Genomic DNA, 15,633 nt, shown 5'->3' on the forward strand with positions numbered 1-15,633 from the left:
GTGGCCGCCGCGGTCGCCCTGGGCGGCGCCCCGGTCCGGGTCGGCGTGCTGACGGCGGCGGTGGCCGCGCTCCTCGTCACCCAGCTGGCCGTCGTCCGGCCCCGCCTCAACCGCAGGTCGGACCGGGTCCTGGCGGGCGAGGAACTGCCCCGCTCGCGCAGCCATCTGTGGTACGTGGCGCTGGAGGTGCTCAAGGCCGGCACACTGATCGCCCTGGGCGCCTGCCTGCTCACGGCGTGACCCGGCAGGGCCGGCCGGCGGGGCCGCCAGGCGGCTGCGCACAAGGGGGACCAGGGGCCGTGCCGACACCCGCACAGACCTGACCGGAAGCCGATCTGCGGCCCGCGGGCCGGCCGGACCGGCGCTCGCCCCGGCCGTGCCGGAGGACATCCCGCTCCGGCTGCCCGCCGTACGCGTGATGCTGTGCCGGGGACGCGAACAGAGGGCCTGCGCTGCCGGCCGCCGTCGCGGACGCGGTGATCGCGCACACCGGCCCGCGCACCCGGGGCTTCGTCGCCGTTGATCCGCCACCGACTCCGCACAGCGGGCCCGGTCGGCGATCCGTACCGGACCGTCCGCGCCCACCTCACCGAGGGTCCCGCGGACGCAGCGGGCTCACCCGCCGTACGCCGCCGCCCTGGGGACCGTTCGTGGCGGCAGGTGCTGCGCCACCACGACCGTCACCACCGCCGTCGGCCCGGCCGTCGACGCGGCGCCCGCGGCACGGAGTGCGGGCGGAGATCCGTCACGCGGCCGGTCGGCCGGCCTCCGCCCGTCGCGGCGGCCACAGCTCGTGCCAGCGCAGCTCCGCCTCCAACTGCGCGGCCAGGGACACCAGGAGCGGCTCGCTGTGGGCCGGGCCGAGCAGCTGCGCGCCCACCGGGAGTCCCGGACCGGCGAACCCGGCGGGCACGTTCACCCCCGGCCAGCCGAGCACGTTCCACGGCCAGGCGTACGGGCAGGCGGCGATCATCGCCCGGTCCGTGGCCAGCCCGCCGAGCCGGTACAGGGCGCCGATCCGGGGCGGGGGCATGGCCGTCGTCGGCGCGAGGATCACGTCGTACGAGGCGAAGAACGCGCCGATCCGCCGGTGCAGCACCGCCTCGGCGCGCCGGGCCGCCCGCAGCGGGGCCCCGGCGAGCAGCCGGCCGAGCCGGGCCGTGTCCCGGGTGCGCCGGTCGAGCAGCGCGATGTCGGGGGCCTCCCGGACCCACTCGGCGACCCCGGCGGCGGCCCGCGGCACGAAGGCCAGCCCGATCTGCCCGTACGGCGGATCGGCCTCCTCCACGACATGCCCCCACCGCGCGAGTGTCTCGGCGAGTTCCACGACCCTGGCGCGGATCTCCGGGTGCAGCCGGACGGGTACGGCGGTGAACGGCGGCTTCAGGGACAGCGCGATGCGCAGCCGGCCCGGGTCGCGGCCGACCGCGTCCGCCACCGTCAGCGCGGGCGGCCGGTGCGGGTCGAGGTCGTGATTGCCGCTCGCCGCGTCCAGCAGCAGGGCCGCGTCGGCGACCGTACGGGCGAGGGTGCCGTTGACCGTGATGCCGTTGAAGGACTCGGCGCGCGGCCACGTCGAGATGCGGCCGCGCTGCGGCTTGATGCCGATCAGCCGGGTCCAGGCGGCCGGGATGCGCACCGAGCCGGCGCCGTCGGAGCCGAGCGCGGCCGGGACCAGTCCGGCGGCGACGGCGGCGGCCGAACCACCGGAGGAGCCGCCCGGCGTGCGCTCGGTGTCCCAGGGGTTGCGGGTCTCGCCGAACGCCGGGCCCTCGGTGAACGGCCACTGCCCCAGCTCGCAGGTGTTGGTCTTGCCCACGATCACCGCGCCGGCCGCGCGCAGCCGCCGTACCGCCTCCCCGTCCGCGGCGGCCGGCGGGAACTCGCCCCGGCAGCCGAACGCGGTCGGCTCGCCCGCCACGTCCATGTCGTCCTTCACCGCCACCGGCACCCCGAGCAGCGGGCGCCGCACGCCGGCGGCCAACTCCCGGTCGGCGGCGTCCGCTTCGGCGAGCGCGGCCTCGGCGCGCACGATCCGGAAGGCGTTCAGCGTCGGCTGCGTGGCCTCGATCCGGGTCAGTGCCTGCTCCACCAGCGCGCGGGAGGTCACCTCCCCGTCGGCGAGGGCGCGTCGGATCTCGGTGAGGCCTGCGGCACGGTCGGGTGTCATGGGGAGCACCTCCGGGAGGCTCCGGGCACGATGTCTACCGAACGGTAACTCCGGAAGGGGGCCGGCGTGGGGTTTTCGTACTGCGGATGTGCGGATGCCGCCCGCGGCGAGGGGTGCCGGGGCCCTCACTCCGCCAGGAGCCGCCGCAGCCACGCGACCCGTGCCGCGCGTGCCGTGCGGGACAGGGCCGCCTCCGGGGCGAGGGCGTCGAAGCCGTGGCAGCCGCCCGGCCAGACGTGGAGTTCCGCCACACCGCCGGCCTGCCAGATACGGGACGCGTAGCCGACCACCTCGTCCCGGAAGGTCTCAGCGGAGCCGACGTCCAGGAAGGCCGGGGGCAGTCCGGACAGGTCGGCGGCGCGGGCCGGCGCCGCGTACGGGGAGACGCCCGGACCTCCCCGGCGGTCGCCGAGCAGGGCCGTCCAGGCGGTCTCGTTGGCGGAGCGGTCCCACACGCCCAGGCCCGCCATCTGGCGGCTGGAGACGGTGTCGTTGCGGTCGTCGAGCATCGGGCCCATCAGCAGCTGACCGAGCGGGCGCGGGCCCCGCCGGTCCCGGGCGAGGAGGGTGAGCGCCGCGGTGAGACCACCGCCCGCGCTGGCGCCCGCGACGACGATCCGGTCCGGGTCGCCGCCGATCTCCCGCGCGTGCTCCGCGGTCCACAGCAGTCCGGCGTACACGTCCTCGACCGGCGCCGGGTGCGGGTGTTCGGGCGCGAGCCGGTACTCCACCGAGACCACGACCGCGCCCAGGTCGCGCGCCCAGGCCAGCGGCTCGGCCACGCCGGCCCGGTTGGTGCCGGCCACCAGGCCGCCACCGTGCACGTGATAGATCACCGGCAGCCCGGACCCGGCGGAACCGGCCGTGGGCCGGCACAGGAGCAGGGAGACACCGGGGGCGCCCTCGGGACCGGGCACCGTACGGTCCTCCGCCGCGAAGGCGCCGCCCAGCGTGACATCGACCAGCCCGGCGACGGCGGCACCACGCCGGGCGGCCTCGACGTCGGCCGGGGCGAGCCCGGGCGCGAGCACGTCCTGGAACGACTCCAGCACGGTCGCCAGCTCGGGGTCGAACGGCGGCGGGACCAGGGACATGGCTGCCTCCTCCTCTCGGGACTCGTCGCCGACAGGGACCGGCCGCCGGTGCGCGCCGCCGGCCCGGGGGTCCGTGCGGCGACGCGGCCGCCTGCGGCGCCCGGCCGAAGGCTCTGCCCGGCCGACGGTCCCGCCCGGCCGAAGGTCCTGCCTGCGCCTGGCCCGCTTGCCCGCGGTCCGTCTGCCCGCGGTCCACTTGCCCGCGGCGCCGGCCTGCGGTCCGGTCTGCTCGCGGTCCGCTTGCCTCCGGCGACGGCCTGCGGTCCGCGCGGCGACGCGTCCGGTCACGGTGCCCGGGCCGGCACTGCCGTCCCGGCGACACCCACGACGTACGCGGTCATCGGCCGTCTACCCCGTGACGCCCGGACGACGACCTGCCGGTGTACCGGGCCGCCCGGCCGAGTCGTGCCCTCGGGCGGCGGGGCGGCCTGGCCGAGTCGCGCCGTCGGACGACGGGGCCGCCCGGCGACGAGGTGCGGGCGCCGGCCGGGCCTGCGGCTGATGCCGTCGGTGTTCCGCACCGGCCCGCGGGCGGGGTGGGCGCGTCCGGACTCCTGACTTTCGGCCCGTGCCCGGGACGGGCGGCGCGTGTCGTGTCGGCGCGGCCCGCCGGGGGCCGGCCGGTGTCGGAACGGATGCGGCGGGGGAGTGTCAGCGGGACTCGGACAGGGTGGAGACACGCCGCGGGGCCGGAGCCATGGCGGCTTCCGGCCCCTGCGGGTGCCGTACGGCTCAGGCCGCCGCGCCCACGTTGCCGTGCAGGCGGGCGACGACCTCGGTCAGCTGGGCGGCGACCTCGGCGTCGTCGGCCGGGTGGGTCTCGGCGAAGCGGGTCACGGAGCCGGGGATGGACAGCTTGATGTCCTCGATCACCTTGCCGCCCGCGATGCCCACGGCCTTGCGGGTGTCGTCCTGGGCCCACACGCCGCCGTACTGGCCGAACGCGGTGCCGATCACGGCGACGGGCTTGCCGCCGAAGGCGCCGGCGCCGTACGGGCGGGACAGCCAGTCGATGGCGTTCTTCAGAACGGCCGGGATGGTGCCGTTGTACTCGGGGGAGAAGAGCAGGAAGGCGTCGGCGGCCTGGGCGGCCTCACGCAGCTTGACGGCGGCGGCCGGGACGCTGCCCTCCACGTCGATGTCCTCGTTGTAGAACGGGACGTCGGCCAGGCCCTCGAACAGCTCGACCTCGGCGCCCTCCGGCGCGAGCTTCACGGCCGCCTCGGCGAGCTGGCGGTTGTGCGAACCGGCGCGAAGGCTGCCGACGAGCGCGAGGATGCGAACAGACATGGGGAACTCCAAGGGGCTGAAACATCGCTGTCACGATCCGGACCGGGGTCCGTTTAAGTTTGTACCACCCCAAACGGACCGCGGTCCAGTTCTCTTCCCGATGCTTTACGCTGTCTTCATGTCCCGCGCTCTGCCGCCCTTCCCGAAGCCTCAAGAGCCCCTCGACACACCCCAGTTGCTGGAGGTCGGCCAGGCTGCCGACGAGCCGTGCCTGCGTGCCGACGCGGCCCGCAACCGGGCCCGGCTGCTGGAGGCCGCCGCCCGGCTGATCGCCGAGCACGGGGTCGCGGGGGTCACGATGGAGGCGGTGGCCGCGGCGGCCAACGTGGGCAAGGGCACCGTCTTCCGGCGCTTCGGCGACCGCACCGGGCTGCTGATGGCCCTGCTCGACCACTCGGCCAAGCAGCTCCAGGCCGACTTCCTGAGCGGACCCCCGCCGCTGGGCCCCGGCTCGCCGCCGCTGGACCGGCTGCGGGCGTTCGGCGTCGCGGTGCTGTACCGCACGGCCGAGCAGCTGGACCTCCAGCTCGCCGCCCAGCCCGAGCCGACCCGCCGGTTCGCCCACCCCGCCGCCGGGTCGCTGCGCATGCACCTGGCGGTGCTGCTCCGGCAGATCGTGCCGGACGCCGACTGCGACCTGCTCGCCCACACCCTGCTGGCCTCGCTGGACCCCGCGCTGATCCACCACCTGACCCGGCAGCGCGGGATGCCCATGGAGCGCCTGGAGGCCGGCTGGCTCGACCTCGTCGCCCGGGTGACCCGCACGGAACCGCCGCACTGAGCCGCCATGCCGAGCCGGCTCACGGCCGTACGCCGGTGCCGTACGGGGCCTGGAGGGCGGGCCGGCCGCCGGTCGGGCGTCCTGGCCGGTGAACATCTCCACCAGCCCCTGCGGGGCGTCCGTGCGGAACAGCTGGGCCTGGCTGCGGGCCGAGTCCGCGGCGGACGCCTCCGCGCGCGGGAACATCCGGGCCTCGTGGCAGCGGCGCGCGCCCTGTGCCGAATTTGTCGAACGATGAACCACCTTGCCCCGCCCGCTCCCGGCCCCCGCCCCTCTGCCAAGATGCGGTCTGTCATGGTGCAGATACCGAACACGCCCACGAGCGCCGATGTGGCCCGGCTCGCCGGCGTCTCGCGCGCGACCGTCTCCTACGTCCTCAACAACACCAGCGCCGTCCGGATCAGCGAAGCGACCCGCCGGCGCGTGCACGAGGCCGCCCGGGAGCTGGGGTACGTCCCGCACGCCGCCGCCCGCAGCCTGCGCGCCGGACACAGCCGGATGGTCCTGATGCCCGCCCCGGCCATCCCGGTGGGCCCGCTCTACAGCAGGTTCCTCAGTGAACTCCAGGGGGCGCTCGGCCGTCTCGACTACACCGTCGTCCAGTACGGCAGCGTCGGCCTGGAGGGCGACGAAGCCGCCCGCGCCTGGGCCGAGTTGCGGCCGGTCGCCGTCCTGGTGCCCGGCGCCGGCCTCGGCCCGCAGGGCGTCGCCGTGCTCAAGCGCTCGGGTGCCCGGGCCGTGGTCACGCTCGGTCCCGGCCGCGTCGAGGGCGCGCACGCCCTGCTGATGGACCACGACACCGTCGGCCACTGCGCGGGCGCCCACCTGTACGACCGGGGGTGCCGCCGGATCGGTGTGGTCATGCCCGAGGAATCGGGGCTGGAGGTCTACGCGCGGCCCCGGCTGGCCGGCGTGCGCGAGGCGCTGCGCGGCACGGACGCCGCCGTGATGGAGCTGCCGCTCGCCTACACCGAGGAGGCCGCCGCCGAACTGGCCGCCCGCTGGCCCGAGTCGGGCCTGGACGGGGTGTTCGCCTACAACGACGAGTACGCGATGCTGCTGATGCGCGCCCTCCAGGACGAAGGCGTGCGCATCCCCGAGGACGTCGCCGTGATCGGCGCCGACGACCTCATGCTGGGCCGGCTGCTGCGGCCCCGGCTCAGTACGGTCCACATCGAACTGCCCTCGGGCCGCGACCTCGCCGCACTCGTCGACCGCGCGGTGCGCGACCCCGGCGGCGAGCCCGAGGTGCACACCGTCCTGGGGGCCTCGGTGATCCGGCGCGAGTCCAGCTGACCCGGGCCCGGCGCACTCCGGCCCCCGTACCCGGCTACTGCTGCGCCTTGCCCTGCTGGGCGGCGATGCTCTTGCGCACCTCGTCCATGTCCAGCTCACGGGCCTGCCCGATGAGGTCGGCGAGCATGGGCGCGGGCAGGGCGCCCGGCTGGGCGTAGACGGCGACCTGGTCGCGGACGATCATCAGCGTCGGCACCGACGAGATGCCGAAGGCCGCCGCCAGCTCCGGCTGCGCCTCGGTGTCCACCTTGGCGAACACCAGGTCGGGATTGGCCTCTGCCGCCTTCTCGTACACGGGCGCGAACTGCCGGCACGGTCCGCACCAGGACGCCCAGAAGTCGATGAGAACGAACTCGTTCTCGGAGACCGTCTGGTCGAAGTTCTCCTTGGTCAGCTCCACGGTGCTGCTCATGGCGTGATTCCCTCTTCCTGGTGTGGGGTGTGCCGACGGCGGAAACACGGCCGCCGGGCCGCCTATTCCACCCGTGCACGGCTGTGTTCCGCGCGCGTACCCGTGTGGCCATGGCGCACACCAGCCACCAGACTGACCCCATGACGGACACGGAATCCATCGCTTACGACGTCGTGGTGATCGGGGGCGGGCCGGTGGGGGAGAACGTCGCCGACCGCACCCGCGCGGCCGGGCTGACCACCGCGCTCGTGGAGAGCGAGCTGCTCGGCGGCGAGTGCTCGTACTGGGCCTGCATGCCCAGCAAGGCACTGCTCAGGCCGGTCATCGCGCAGGCCGACGCCCGCCGGCTGCCCGGCCTCGCGCAGGCGGTGCAGGGCCCGCTCGACGCCCCGGCCGTCCTCGCCCGCCGGGACGAGTACACCTCGCACTGGAAGGACGACGGCCAGGTGGGCTGGCTGAACGGCACCGGCACCGACTTCCACCGCGGCCACGGGCGCCTGGCCGGGCCCCGCACGGTCACCGTCACCGCCCCCGACGGCACCGTCACCACCCTCACCGCCCGGCACGCCGTCGCCGTCTGCACCGGCACCCGCGCCCAGCTGCCCGACCTGCCCGGCCTCGCCGACGTCAAGCCGTGGACCAGCCGCGAGGCCACCAGCGCCGCGTCGGCACCCGGCCGGCTGATCGTCGTGGGCGGCGGTGTCGTCGCCACCGAGATGGCCACCGCCTGGCAGGCCCTCGGCTCCCGGGTCACCCTGCTGGTCCGCGGCAAGGGCCTGCTGAACCGCATGGAGCCGTTCGCCGGGGAACTGGTCGCCGAGGCCCTCACCGAGGCGGGCGTCGACGTCCGCACCGGCACCTCCGTGGAGTCCGTCGGCCGGGCCGACGGCACGGTCGTGGCCGTCACCTCCGCCGGGGACCGGATCGAGGCCGACGAGATCCTCTTCGCCACCGGCCGCGTCCCGCACACCGACGACCTCGGCCTGGAGACCGTCGGGCTGGAACCCGGCTCCTGGCTGGACGTCGACGACAGCCTGCGCGTCACCGGCACCGACTGGCTGTACGGGGTCGGCGACGTCAACCACCGCGCGCTCCTCACCCACCAGGGCAAGTACCAGGCCCGCATCGCCGGCGCCGCCATCGCCGCCCGTGCCGCCGGCGGCGCCGTGCCGGAGGAGCCCTGGGGCGCCCACGCCGCCACCGCCGACCACCACGCCGTGCCCCAGGTCGTCTTCACCGATCCGGAGGCCGCCGCCGTCGGACTCTCCCTCGCCGAGGCGGAGCAGGCCGGCCACCGGGTCCGCGCCGTCGACGTCGAGTTCTCCTCCGTCGCGGGCGCCGGCCTGTACGGCGACGGCTACCGGGGCCGCGCCCGCATGGTGGTGGACCTGGAGGACGAGATCCTGCGCGGGGTCACCTTCGTCGGCCCCGGCGTCGGCGAACTCATCCACTCGGCCACCATCGCCATCGCCGGCCGTGTCCCCGTGGACCGGCTGTGGCACGCGGTCCCGTCGTACCCGACGCTGAGCGAGGTGTGGCTGCGGCTGCTGGAGGCCTACCGGGACAACTGAGCGGACGGCTAGGGAAGTTCGAAGCCGAGGGCCGAGGCCGCCGCCTCCGGTGACGGCTGCGCCCACAGGGCCGCCACCGCCTCGTTGGTCGACAGGGACCGCAGCTCCGCGCGGTCCAGGTACAGCGTGCCGTCGAGGTGGTCCGTCTCGTGCTGCACGATCCGGGCCGGCCAGCCGGTGAACACCTCGTCCAGGGCGCGCCCGTGCTCGTCCTGCCCGCGCAGCCGCACCTCGGCGTGCCGGGCCACCACCGCCTGCCAGCCCGGCACGCTCAGGCAGCCCTCGAAGAACGCGGCCCGGGCGGTGCCGACCGGCTCGTACACCGGGTTGACCAGCACCCGGAACGGCTGCGGGACCCGGCCCCGGGCCACGGCGACCTCCTCCGGCACCGGCGCCGGGTCCTCGATGACCGCGATCCGCAGCTCCACGCCGACCTGCGGCGCGGCCAGACCCACGCCGGGCGCCGCGTGCATGGTGTCGCGCAGGGCCTCGACGAACCGGGCCAGCAGCGCCGGGCCGAGCTGGCCGTCGTACGGCTCGGTGCCGCGCCGGAGCACCGGCCGGCCGGCCGCGACGATGGGCAAGGGGCCGCCGGCGGCGAGGAGTTCCTCGACCCGCTCGGCGAGCGGTGCGTGATCACGGGGAGGTGCCATCGCGTCAGGATGCCACGCCCGCACCCCCCTCCCTGTGATGCACGTCACCAAAACCCCGGGGAACTCGGCCCCCTACCGGGCCGACTACTGGAGCGCCATCGCTTCCGTGCCGATGGTCCCCTCGGCACCGAGTCCCCGAAGGAAGCCCGCCGATGACCACCGCTCCCTCGACCACCCCGGCCGAGGCGTCCCGCCCCGCCGCCCGCAGCCGCTGGGCACCCCTGCGGCCCCTCGTGCTGCGCCTGCACTTCTACGCCGGCGTGCTCGTCGCGCCCTTCCTGCTGATCGCCGCCGCCACCGGCCTGCTGTACGCGGGCTCCTTCCAGGCCGAGAAGCTCCTGTACGACCATGAGCTGACCGTTCCGGCCGGCGACCGCGAGCTGCCGGTCTCCGCCCAGGTGGCAGCCGCCCGCACGGCCCACCCCGAGGGCACCGTCACGGCCGTACGCCCCGCACCCGAGGCCGGCGCCACCACCAGGGTGCTGCTCTCCGGCGTCCGGGGCGTCGACCCCGGACACACCCTCGCCGTGTTCGTGGACCCGTACACCGGCAAGGTCCGCGGCGCGCTCGAACAGTACGGCGCGACCGGCGCGCTGCCCCTGCGCACCTGGATCGACGAGCTGCACCGCGATCTGCACCTGGGCGAGACCGGCCGGCTCTACAGCGAGCTGGCCGCCAGCTGGCTGTGGGTGATCGCGGGCGGCGGCCTGGTGCTGTGGTTCTCCCGGCGCCGCGCCCTGCGTACGGTCCGCGGCACCAGCGGCCGGCGCCGCACCCTCGGACTGCACGGCACGGTCGGCGTCTGGACGGCCGCCGGGTTCCTGTTCCTGTCGGCGACCGGCCTGACCTGGTCGGCGTACGCGGGCGCCCACATCGACGAGCTGCGCACCTCGCTCGGCCAGGCCACCCCGTCCGTCTCGGCGGCCGTGGCCGGCGGCGAACACGCCGGGCACGGCTCGGCGGCGGGCGCCGGCGGCACGGCCGAGCACGGCGTGGGCCTGGACAAGGTGCTCGCGGCGGCCCGCGCGAAGGGGCTCGGCGACCCGGTGGAGATCGTGCCGCCCGCGGACCCGGACAGCGCCTACGTCGTCAAGCAGATCCAGCGCAGCTGGCCCGAGAAGCAGGACTCCGTCGCCGTCGACCCGCGCACCGGACAGGTCGTCGACGAGCTGCGGTTCGCCGACTACCCGGTGCTCGCCAAGCTCACCCGCTGGGGCATCGACCTGCACTCCGGGGTGCTGTTCGGACTGGTCAACCAGATCGCCCTCGCGCTGCTCGCGCTCGCCCTGATCGTGCTCATCGTGTGGGGCTACCGCATGTGGTGGCAGCGCGGCCGGGGCTCCGCGTTCGGCCGTCCGGTCCCGCGCGGCGCCTGGGCCCAGGTGCCGCCGTACCTCCTCGTGCCGGCCCTCGCGGCCGTCGCCGTGCTCGGCTGGTTCGTGCCGCTGCTCGGCATCCCGCTGGCCGGCTTCCTCGCCGTCGACATCGTCCTCGGCGAGATCGCGCACCGGCGCGGGCGGCGCACCTACGGGGATGTCGGTGGCGTGAAGTAGCGTGGGACGGCACGCGAGCATCGGGAGAAGGGGAGCGACGGGGAACATGGCGCGGGAAGACGGCCGGGCCCGGCGGCGCGGCCAGGGCGAACTGGAGGGCCAGGTCCTCGGCGCGCTGCGCGAGGCGGACGGGCCGGTCACCGCGGCCTGGGTGCAGCAGCGCCTGGGCGGCGACCTCGCCTACACCACCGTCGTCACCATCCTGACCCGGCTGCTCGCCAAGGACGTCGTCTCCCGCGAACGGCACGGCCGGTCCTTCGTATGGACGCCGACGGCCGACGTGGCCCGGCTGGCCGCGCTGCGCATGCGCCGCCTGCTCGACGGGGAACGGGACCGCGAGGCGGTCCTGGCCAGCTTCGTCACCGCCCTGCCGCCCGGTGACGAGCAGGTGTTGCGGGCCCTGCTCGACATCCCGGGCCCGGACGCCGGCGGTACGGAGGGCTGACCGCTCATGGGGGTCTTCGTCTTCCTGCCACTGGTGCTGCCGCTGTCCGCCTGGCCGGTCGCCCGGCTCGCCGAGACCCGGCTGCACCCGCGCACCGCCACCCGACTGCTGACCGCGGTCGCCGTCGTCATGGCCGTGTGCAGCACGCTGTGCCTGGCCCTGCTCATGGTGGTCGGCACCGCGCAACTGCCCGGCAACCCGCTGCCGGACGGCTGGTCCGACCCCGAGGTGCGGGCCGCCGTCCCGCACGACGAGGTGGCCGGCCGGGCCGCCATCCCCGCGCTCGCCGTGGTCACCGCCGCCTGTGCCCGCACCCTGTGGCGGCACCGCCGCGTCACCCGCCGCGCCCGCCGGGCGCTGGCCGGCGTGCCGGCACCCACGGTGGCGGTCCTGCCCGACGACACGCCGTACGCGTACGCCCTCCCCGGCGGCCGGGGCCGGGGCCGGATCGTCGTCACCACCGCGCTGGTGGCCGGGCTCACCTCCGCCGAGCGACGGGCCCTGTTCGCCCATGAACGCGCCCATCTGACCGCCCGGCACCACCGGCATCTCCTGGCCGCGCACCTGGCGGCCCGCGCCAACCCCTTCCTGCGTCCGCTGCGCACCGCCGTCGTCTACACGGCCGAGCGGTGGGCGGACGAGGAGGCGGCCCGCGCGGTCGGCGACCGGCGCACGGTCGCCCGCGCCATCGGCAAGGCGGCCCTGCTCGCCCCGCGCACGCCGGTGCCGACCGTGGCCGCGCTGGCGGCGACCGGCCCCGTGCCGCGCCGGGTGGCCGCGCTGCTGGCCCCCGCCCCCGCGGCCCGTACCTGGCCCTCGGCGTTCACCTCGGTCGGCCTGGCCGCCTGGGGCGCCGCCGCCGGGGCGCTGGTGTCCGCGATGTCGTCGGCGAACTCCGCCGTCACCCTGTTCCTCGTCCTCCAGGCGGCGACCCCGCTGTGAGGCGGAGCGACGCAGGACGGGCCGGGGTCAGGGCCTGCGACAGCGCGTCCGCTCCTCCGGGAAGCCGGCTCCCTCGTGCCGAGCCTGCCGCGGGAGGGCGCGGCCCGGCAGCAGCCGGGGTCCGGTCTGCTCCGGTGCCTCCTCGGCCGGCCCGGCCGGCACCCGAACAGCCGCGCGCGTTCCCGGCGCCCGGGCGGCGCACGGCGGTCGGGTCACGGCCGGCGCAGGGCGGCCAGCTCGGCGTCGGCCCGCTCGGTCACCAGGGTGAGCACGCGGCCGGCCACCGCCCGGTCCTCCTCGGAGATGCCCGCGTACAGCCGCGCGGAGATCACCGCGGTCTCGGCGGTGGTCGTGGCGTACAGCTCCCGCCCCGCCTCGGTGATGCGCAGGGCCGACGGTCCCTCGGGGGCGAGCAGGCCCGCGGCCGTCAGGCCGTCGATCGCGCGCAGCGCCTCGCTCTCGGGGATCTTGACCGCGCCGACGACGCCGTCCACCACGGCGGCCCGCTCGACCGCCCCGTCCGCGATCGCCGCGAGCCGGAGGGTGACGGACTGCAGGAAGGAGATGCCGTGCGGGGCGAGGACGTGCTCCAGGACGGCACGGCCTGCGTAGTGGGCGAGGGCGATCGTACGGCCTTCGGCGCGGGGTGCGGTGGTGGTCATGGCTGCTCCGTTGCGTGATCGGTGGTGCCGAACGGGTCGAGCGGTGCGTCGAGCAGGGTCGCCAGGTCCCGGGTGAACTCCCGGGCGCGCGGGCTGTCGGGGCCGCCGAGCGGGGCCAGCAGCTGGCGCAGCAGCCCCTGGACGACGTCGATCGCCTGACGGGTGGTCTCCCGGCCCTGCGCGGTGAGCGCGAGCTGCACCGCGCGCGGGTCGTCGGGGTCCCGGGTGCGTTCGACGAGGCCGGCCGACTCCAGGCCGCGGGCCAGCTTGGAGACGTACAGCGCCTCCAGACCGGTGTGGTCGGCGAGCCGGCGCTGGCTGGGGCGCAGCCCGGAGCGCTGCATGCCGTGCAGCGAGGCCACGAGCGCGTACTGCGCGTGGGTCAGGCCGAGCGGCGCCACCGCCCGGTCCACGGCGACCCGCCACTTCATCGACAGCCGCCACACCAGGAATCCGGGCGTGGCTCCTTCGGACACCTTGCTCATGGACAAATACAGTACATGGCTACTATGTACATGGCTACTATCTAGACGACTGTCAAGTCGTCCGCACCGCGGGTGCCCGGATCGCGCGGCGTTCCGGCCGCCAGGTGGCCACGAGGGCCGCCGCCAGCAGGAGTTCGGCGATGTCGCCGCCGTAGTACATGATCTCCGCGCCACCCCGGACCTCGGCCACGGGCGCGTGGACGCGCACCCAGAACCCGCCGTACATCAGCTGTGCCACCACCGCGTGCACGGCGATGGCGCATCCCAGGCAGACCAGCCGGGCGCGCACCCCCGGGCGGGCCGGGGCGGGATCGGGTCCGGCGACGGAGTGCGCGAACAGGCAGCCCGACAGCAGGAAGTGCGCGTGCAGCAGCCAGTGCCCGGCCGGATGGGCCGTGACGGTGTCGTGGAGCGCGGTGAAGTACAGGACCGGAAGCGTGCCCGTGGACAGCAGCAGGGCCGCCACCGGGTGGCCGAGCAGGCGGGCCGGGCCGCTGTGCAGGAGCGCGGTGAGCAGACGGGCGCGGGGTGCGGGCAGGGTGCGCAGCAGGAGGGTGACCGGGGCGCCGAGTACGAGCGCGAGGGGCGCGTACATGCCGATCAGCAGGTGCTGGGTCATGTGGCCGCGGAAGTCCCGGTGCGCGAAGGGTGCGGCCGGCGGCAGCAGCGCCACCGCCAGCAGGACCACCCCGGCGACGAAGCTGACGGTACGCCAGGTGCTCCAGGCCCGCGCCGGGTTCCGGCGCCGCGCCCGGCGGACCAGCAGCAGATAGCCGGCCGCGCACACCAGCAGCGCCAGGGCCGGCAGCAGCACCCCCGGCGCGCCGCCGCCGTCCTGCTGAGGGGCGTGGTGAAGGTGGTGGTGGTCCATCAGGCGGCGCGGCCCTCACGTCCGGCACCCGGGGCCGCCGGGTCGTAGGACCGTCCGCCGCGCTGCAGCAGCCGGCCGCCGGCCAGCAGCAGAGCGCCGAGGACGAGGAAGGCGATGTCCCACCACACCTGGTACGCCCCGCTGTGGACGTGGTGGATCCCCAGCACATGGTGGTCCAGCACGCCCTCGACGAGGTTGAACAGCCCCCAGCCCGCGAGGATCCAGCCCCACAGCACCCGCGAGGCCCACACCCGCCGCCGGCCGGTGGTCACCCGGGCGTACAGCACGGCCAGCCCGCCGAGCACGGCGAGCCAGCACACGGTGTGGAAGACGCCGTCCCACAGGGTGTTCATCTCCAGCCCGGAGACGGTGTGCGGATCGTAGTACCGCACGCCGATGCGGTCGTCGTCGGTGCTGCTGAGCATGTGGTGCCAGCGCAGCAGCTGGTGCAGCAGGATCCCGTCCAGGAATCCGCCGAGCCCCACTCCCAGAAGGAGTCCGGGCAGTTGCAGACTGGCGGGCGTGGTGTCGGCACGGGTCTCGCGCACGGTGGTTGCCATCGTTCCTCGTCTCGGTCGATTCCTCGGTCGATGGATCACGGCAGCGGTTGCTCTACCGACAGCTACCAGTTCCCCGGCTCCACCGCTGCGGCACGCTCGGCCATGTGTGCGGTGCGGGCGGAGCGGTACCGTTCCGGGGCGGTGAGCGTGCGTCCGCCCCGCGTCCACGCCCTGTCCCGGCGAAAAATCTGCCCCTTCGACCGGGCGAAAGGTTGATAAGCCATAACTTGCACGGTTTGGCCTGCGTTTCACCGGATGCGGGCGAGCGCCCGCGACCGTATGTGGAAGGACAGGGAACCGATGAAACGGGTTACCCGAAACAGTGTGATCGCCGTCGCCGCCGCCTCCGGTGCGATGGCAGTGGCGGGGCCGGTGCACGCCGACTCCGCCGCGGAGGCCGCCGCGGGCGGCTCGCCCGGGCTGATCTCCGGCAACGGCATCCAGCTGCCGGTACACGTTCCGGTGAATGTGTGCGGGAACACCGTGAACGTGGCCGGGCTGCTCAACCCCGCGATGGGCAACCGCTGTGCCAACGCCGGCCACCACGCCGCCGGGAAGGAGGAGCCCGCGGCGTCGGGCGGGGCCACGGCGCACGGCATCACACACGACTCGCCCGGCGTGATCTCCGGCAACGGCATCCGGCTCCCGGTCGATCTGCCGGTGAACGTCAGCGGCAACACCGTCAACGTGGTGGGCATCGGCAACCCCGTCTTCGGCAACGAGTCCGTGAACGGCCCGGGCGACCGCCCCGAGGAACCCGGCCGGACCACACCGCCGGCCCCGAAGCCGGAACCGCCCACCCGGGTGACCCCGCCGGTGCACTCCGAGCCGCCGCACCCGCCCCGGCC

16 protein-coding genes and 1 pseudogene are annotated in these 15,633 nt (G+C 75.5%); 8 read left to right on the forward strand and 9 right to left on the reverse strand.

Going from position 1 to position 15,633, the window contains the following annotated elements; translation table 11 throughout:
• Positions 1 to 240: pseudogene (locus CCN44_RS34820) on the forward strand (hypothetical protein); the annotation flags it as partial.
• A 505-nt stretch (positions 241 to 745) separates the two neighbouring features.
• Here CCN44_RS34820 and CCN44_RS34825 read toward each other — a convergent pair.
• The 3 genes from CCN44_RS34825 to CCN44_RS34835 all read right to left on the reverse strand — a co-directional run bounded on the left by CCN44_RS34825 (position 746) and on the right by CCN44_RS34835 (position 4,554).
• The gene (locus tag CCN44_RS34825; RefSeq protein ID WP_059246686.1) at positions 746 to 2,170 is read right to left on the reverse strand and encodes an amidase; all 1,425 of its coding nucleotides are present in this window, start codon (positions 2,168 to 2,170) and stop codon (positions 746 to 748) included.
• 125 nt (positions 2,171 to 2,295) lie between these two features.
• Entirely contained in the window at positions 2,296 to 3,264 is a 969-nt protein-coding gene (locus tag CCN44_RS34830; protein WP_086702473.1) for an alpha/beta hydrolase, read from the reverse strand.
• A gap of 732 nt (positions 3,265 to 3,996) precedes the next feature.
• A complete protein-coding gene (locus tag CCN44_RS34835; protein ID WP_059246688.1) occupies positions 3,997 to 4,554 on the reverse strand; it encodes an NAD(P)H-dependent oxidoreductase in 558 nt (185 codons plus the stop codon).
• 100 nt (positions 4,555 to 4,654) lie between these two features.
• Between CCN44_RS34835 and CCN44_RS34840 the strand changes: the two genes are divergently transcribed.
• Both CCN44_RS34840 and CCN44_RS34845 read left to right on the forward strand, forming a co-directional pair.
• Positions 4,655 to 5,335, forward strand: a complete 681-nt coding sequence (locus CCN44_RS34840; protein ID WP_208639900.1) for a TetR/AcrR family transcriptional regulator — start codon at positions 4,655 to 4,657, stop codon at positions 5,333 to 5,335.
• A gap of 282 nt (positions 5,336 to 5,617) precedes the next feature.
• Positions 5,618 to 6,631 carry a LacI family DNA-binding transcriptional regulator gene (locus CCN44_RS34845; RefSeq protein ID WP_202430133.1) on the forward strand — a complete coding sequence of 338 codons (1,014 nt, stop codon included), beginning with the start codon at positions 5,618 to 5,620 and terminating at the stop codon, positions 6,629 to 6,631.
• Between the two features lie 34 nt (positions 6,632 to 6,665).
• Here the strand turns inward: CCN44_RS34845 and trxA are convergent, their stop codons facing one another.
• On the reverse strand, positions 6,666 to 7,043 hold the full coding sequence (trxA, locus tag CCN44_RS34850; protein WP_059246691.1) for a thioredoxin: 378 nt from the start codon (positions 7,041 to 7,043) through the stop codon (positions 6,666 to 6,668).
• A 140-nt stretch (positions 7,044 to 7,183) separates the two neighbouring features.
• Between trxA and CCN44_RS34855 the strand changes: the two genes are divergently transcribed.
• A complete protein-coding gene (locus CCN44_RS34855; protein ID WP_059246692.1) occupies positions 7,184 to 8,614 on the forward strand; it encodes a dihydrolipoyl dehydrogenase family protein in 1,431 nt (476 codons plus the stop codon).
• Positions 8,615 to 8,622: 8 nt separating this feature from the next.
• Here CCN44_RS34855 and CCN44_RS34860 read toward each other — a convergent pair whose 3' ends face one another.
• Positions 8,623 to 9,267 carry a peptide deformylase gene (locus tag CCN44_RS34860; protein ID WP_059246693.1) on the reverse strand — a complete coding sequence of 215 codons (645 nt, stop codon included), beginning with the start codon at positions 9,265 to 9,267 and terminating at the stop codon, positions 8,623 to 8,625.
• A 152-nt stretch (positions 9,268 to 9,419) separates the two neighbouring features.
• Between CCN44_RS34860 and CCN44_RS34865 the strand changes: the two genes are divergently transcribed.
• Genes CCN44_RS34865 through CCN44_RS34875 form a run of 3 tightly spaced genes read left to right on the forward strand, consistent with a single transcriptional unit; the run spans position 9,420 to position 12,207 of the window.
• Entirely contained in the window at positions 9,420 to 10,820 is a 1,401-nt protein-coding gene (locus tag CCN44_RS34865) for a PepSY-associated TM helix domain-containing protein (protein ID WP_086702480.1), read from the forward strand.
• A 46-nt stretch (positions 10,821 to 10,866) separates the two neighbouring features.
• Positions 10,867 to 11,265 (forward strand): BlaI/MecI/CopY family transcriptional regulator, encoded by a 399-nt coding sequence (locus CCN44_RS34870; protein ID WP_086702482.1) that lies wholly within the window; start codon positions 10,867 to 10,869, stop codon positions 11,263 to 11,265.
• Between the two features lie 6 nt (positions 11,266 to 11,271).
• The gene (locus tag CCN44_RS34875) at positions 11,272 to 12,207 is read left to right on the forward strand and encodes a M56 family metallopeptidase (RefSeq protein ID WP_059246696.1); all 936 of its coding nucleotides are present in this window, start codon (positions 11,272 to 11,274) and stop codon (positions 12,205 to 12,207) included.
• Between the two features lie 212 nt (positions 12,208 to 12,419).
• Here CCN44_RS34875 and CCN44_RS34880 read toward each other — a convergent pair whose 3' ends face one another.
• From CCN44_RS34880 to CCN44_RS34895, 4 genes are read right to left on the reverse strand one after another with little or no spacing between them, the layout of a single operon-like run.
• Entirely contained in the window at positions 12,420 to 12,869 is a 450-nt protein-coding gene (locus CCN44_RS34880) for a winged helix DNA-binding protein (RefSeq protein WP_059246697.1), read from the reverse strand.
• Positions 12,866 to 13,354, reverse strand: a complete 489-nt coding sequence (locus tag CCN44_RS34885) for a MarR family winged helix-turn-helix transcriptional regulator (protein WP_086702486.1) — start codon at positions 13,352 to 13,354, stop codon at positions 12,866 to 12,868. The genes CCN44_RS34880 and CCN44_RS34885 overlap by 4 nt, the downstream gene beginning before the upstream one ends.
• Positions 13,355 to 13,406: 52 nt before the next feature.
• A complete protein-coding gene (locus tag CCN44_RS34890; RefSeq protein WP_086702489.1) occupies positions 13,407 to 14,225 on the reverse strand; it encodes a cytochrome c oxidase assembly protein in 819 nt (272 codons plus the stop codon).
• On the reverse strand, positions 14,225 to 14,785 hold the full coding sequence (locus tag CCN44_RS34895; RefSeq protein ID WP_059246700.1) for a DUF2243 domain-containing protein: 561 nt from the start codon (positions 14,783 to 14,785) through the stop codon (positions 14,225 to 14,227). The genes CCN44_RS34890 and CCN44_RS34895 overlap by 1 nt, the downstream gene beginning before the upstream one ends.
• A 300-nt stretch (positions 14,786 to 15,085) precedes the next feature.
• On the opposite strand from CCN44_RS34895, the gene CCN44_RS34900 reads away from it, so the two are divergent.
• Positions 15,086 to 15,633 (forward strand): chaplin (locus tag CCN44_RS34900; RefSeq protein WP_244204014.1); only part of this gene is annotated, 548 nt, incomplete at its 3' end.

It is taken from the genome of Streptomyces tricolor (assembly GCF_002155905.1).
Classification (GTDB): domain Bacteria; phylum Actinomycetota; class Actinomycetes; order Streptomycetales; family Streptomycetaceae; genus Streptomyces; species Streptomyces tricolor.

What these genes read in the sequence shown, in the direction of transcription:
- CCN44_RS34840 (WP_208639900.1), top strand. Translation starts at nt 4,655, where the DNA reads ATGCTTTACGCTGTCTTCATGTCCCGCGCTCTGCCGCCCTTCCCGAAG.
- CCN44_RS34845 (WP_202430133.1), top strand. Translation starts at nt 5,618, where the DNA reads ATGCGGTCTGTCATGGTGCAGATACCGAACACGCCCACGAGCGCCGAT.
- CCN44_RS34890 (WP_086702489.1), bottom strand. Translation starts at nt 14,225, where the DNA reads ATGGACCACCACCACCTTCACCACGCCCCTCAGCAGGACGGCGGCGGC.
- trxA (WP_059246691.1), bottom strand. Translation starts at nt 7,043, where the DNA reads ATGAGCAGCACCGTGGAGCTGACCAAGGAGAACTTCGACCAGACGGTC.
- CCN44_RS34870 (WP_086702482.1), top strand. Translation starts at nt 10,867, where the DNA reads ATGGCGCGGGAAGACGGCCGGGCCCGGCGGCGCGGCCAGGGCGAACTG.
- CCN44_RS34880 (WP_059246697.1), bottom strand. Translation starts at nt 12,869, where the DNA reads ATGACCACCACCGCACCCCGCGCCGAAGGCCGTACGATCGCCCTCGCC.
- CCN44_RS34865 (WP_086702480.1), top strand. Translation starts at nt 9,420, where the DNA reads ATGACCACCGCTCCCTCGACCACCCCGGCCGAGGCGTCCCGCCCCGCC.
- CCN44_RS34830 (WP_086702473.1), bottom strand. Translation starts at nt 3,264, where the DNA reads ATGTCCCTGGTCCCGCCGCCGTTCGACCCCGAGCTGGCGACCGTGCTG.
- CCN44_RS34895 (WP_059246700.1), bottom strand. Translation starts at nt 14,785, where the DNA reads ATGGCAACCACCGTGCGCGAGACCCGTGCCGACACCACGCCCGCCAGT.
- CCN44_RS34875 (WP_059246696.1), top strand. Translation starts at nt 11,272, where the DNA reads ATGGGGGTCTTCGTCTTCCTGCCACTGGTGCTGCCGCTGTCCGCCTGG.
- CCN44_RS34825 (WP_059246686.1), bottom strand. Translation starts at nt 2,170, where the DNA reads ATGACACCCGACCGTGCCGCAGGCCTCACCGAGATCCGACGCGCCCTC.
- CCN44_RS34835 (WP_059246688.1), bottom strand. Translation starts at nt 4,554, where the DNA reads ATGTCTGTTCGCATCCTCGCGCTCGTCGGCAGCCTTCGCGCCGGTTCG.
- CCN44_RS34860 (WP_059246693.1), bottom strand. Translation starts at nt 9,267, where the DNA reads ATGGCACCTCCCCGTGATCACGCACCGCTCGCCGAGCGGGTCGAGGAA.
- CCN44_RS34855 (WP_059246692.1), top strand. Translation starts at nt 7,184, where the DNA reads ATGACGGACACGGAATCCATCGCTTACGACGTCGTGGTGATCGGGGGC.
- CCN44_RS34885 (WP_086702486.1), bottom strand. Translation starts at nt 13,354, where the DNA reads ATGAGCAAGGTGTCCGAAGGAGCCACGCCCGGATTCCTGGTGTGGCGG.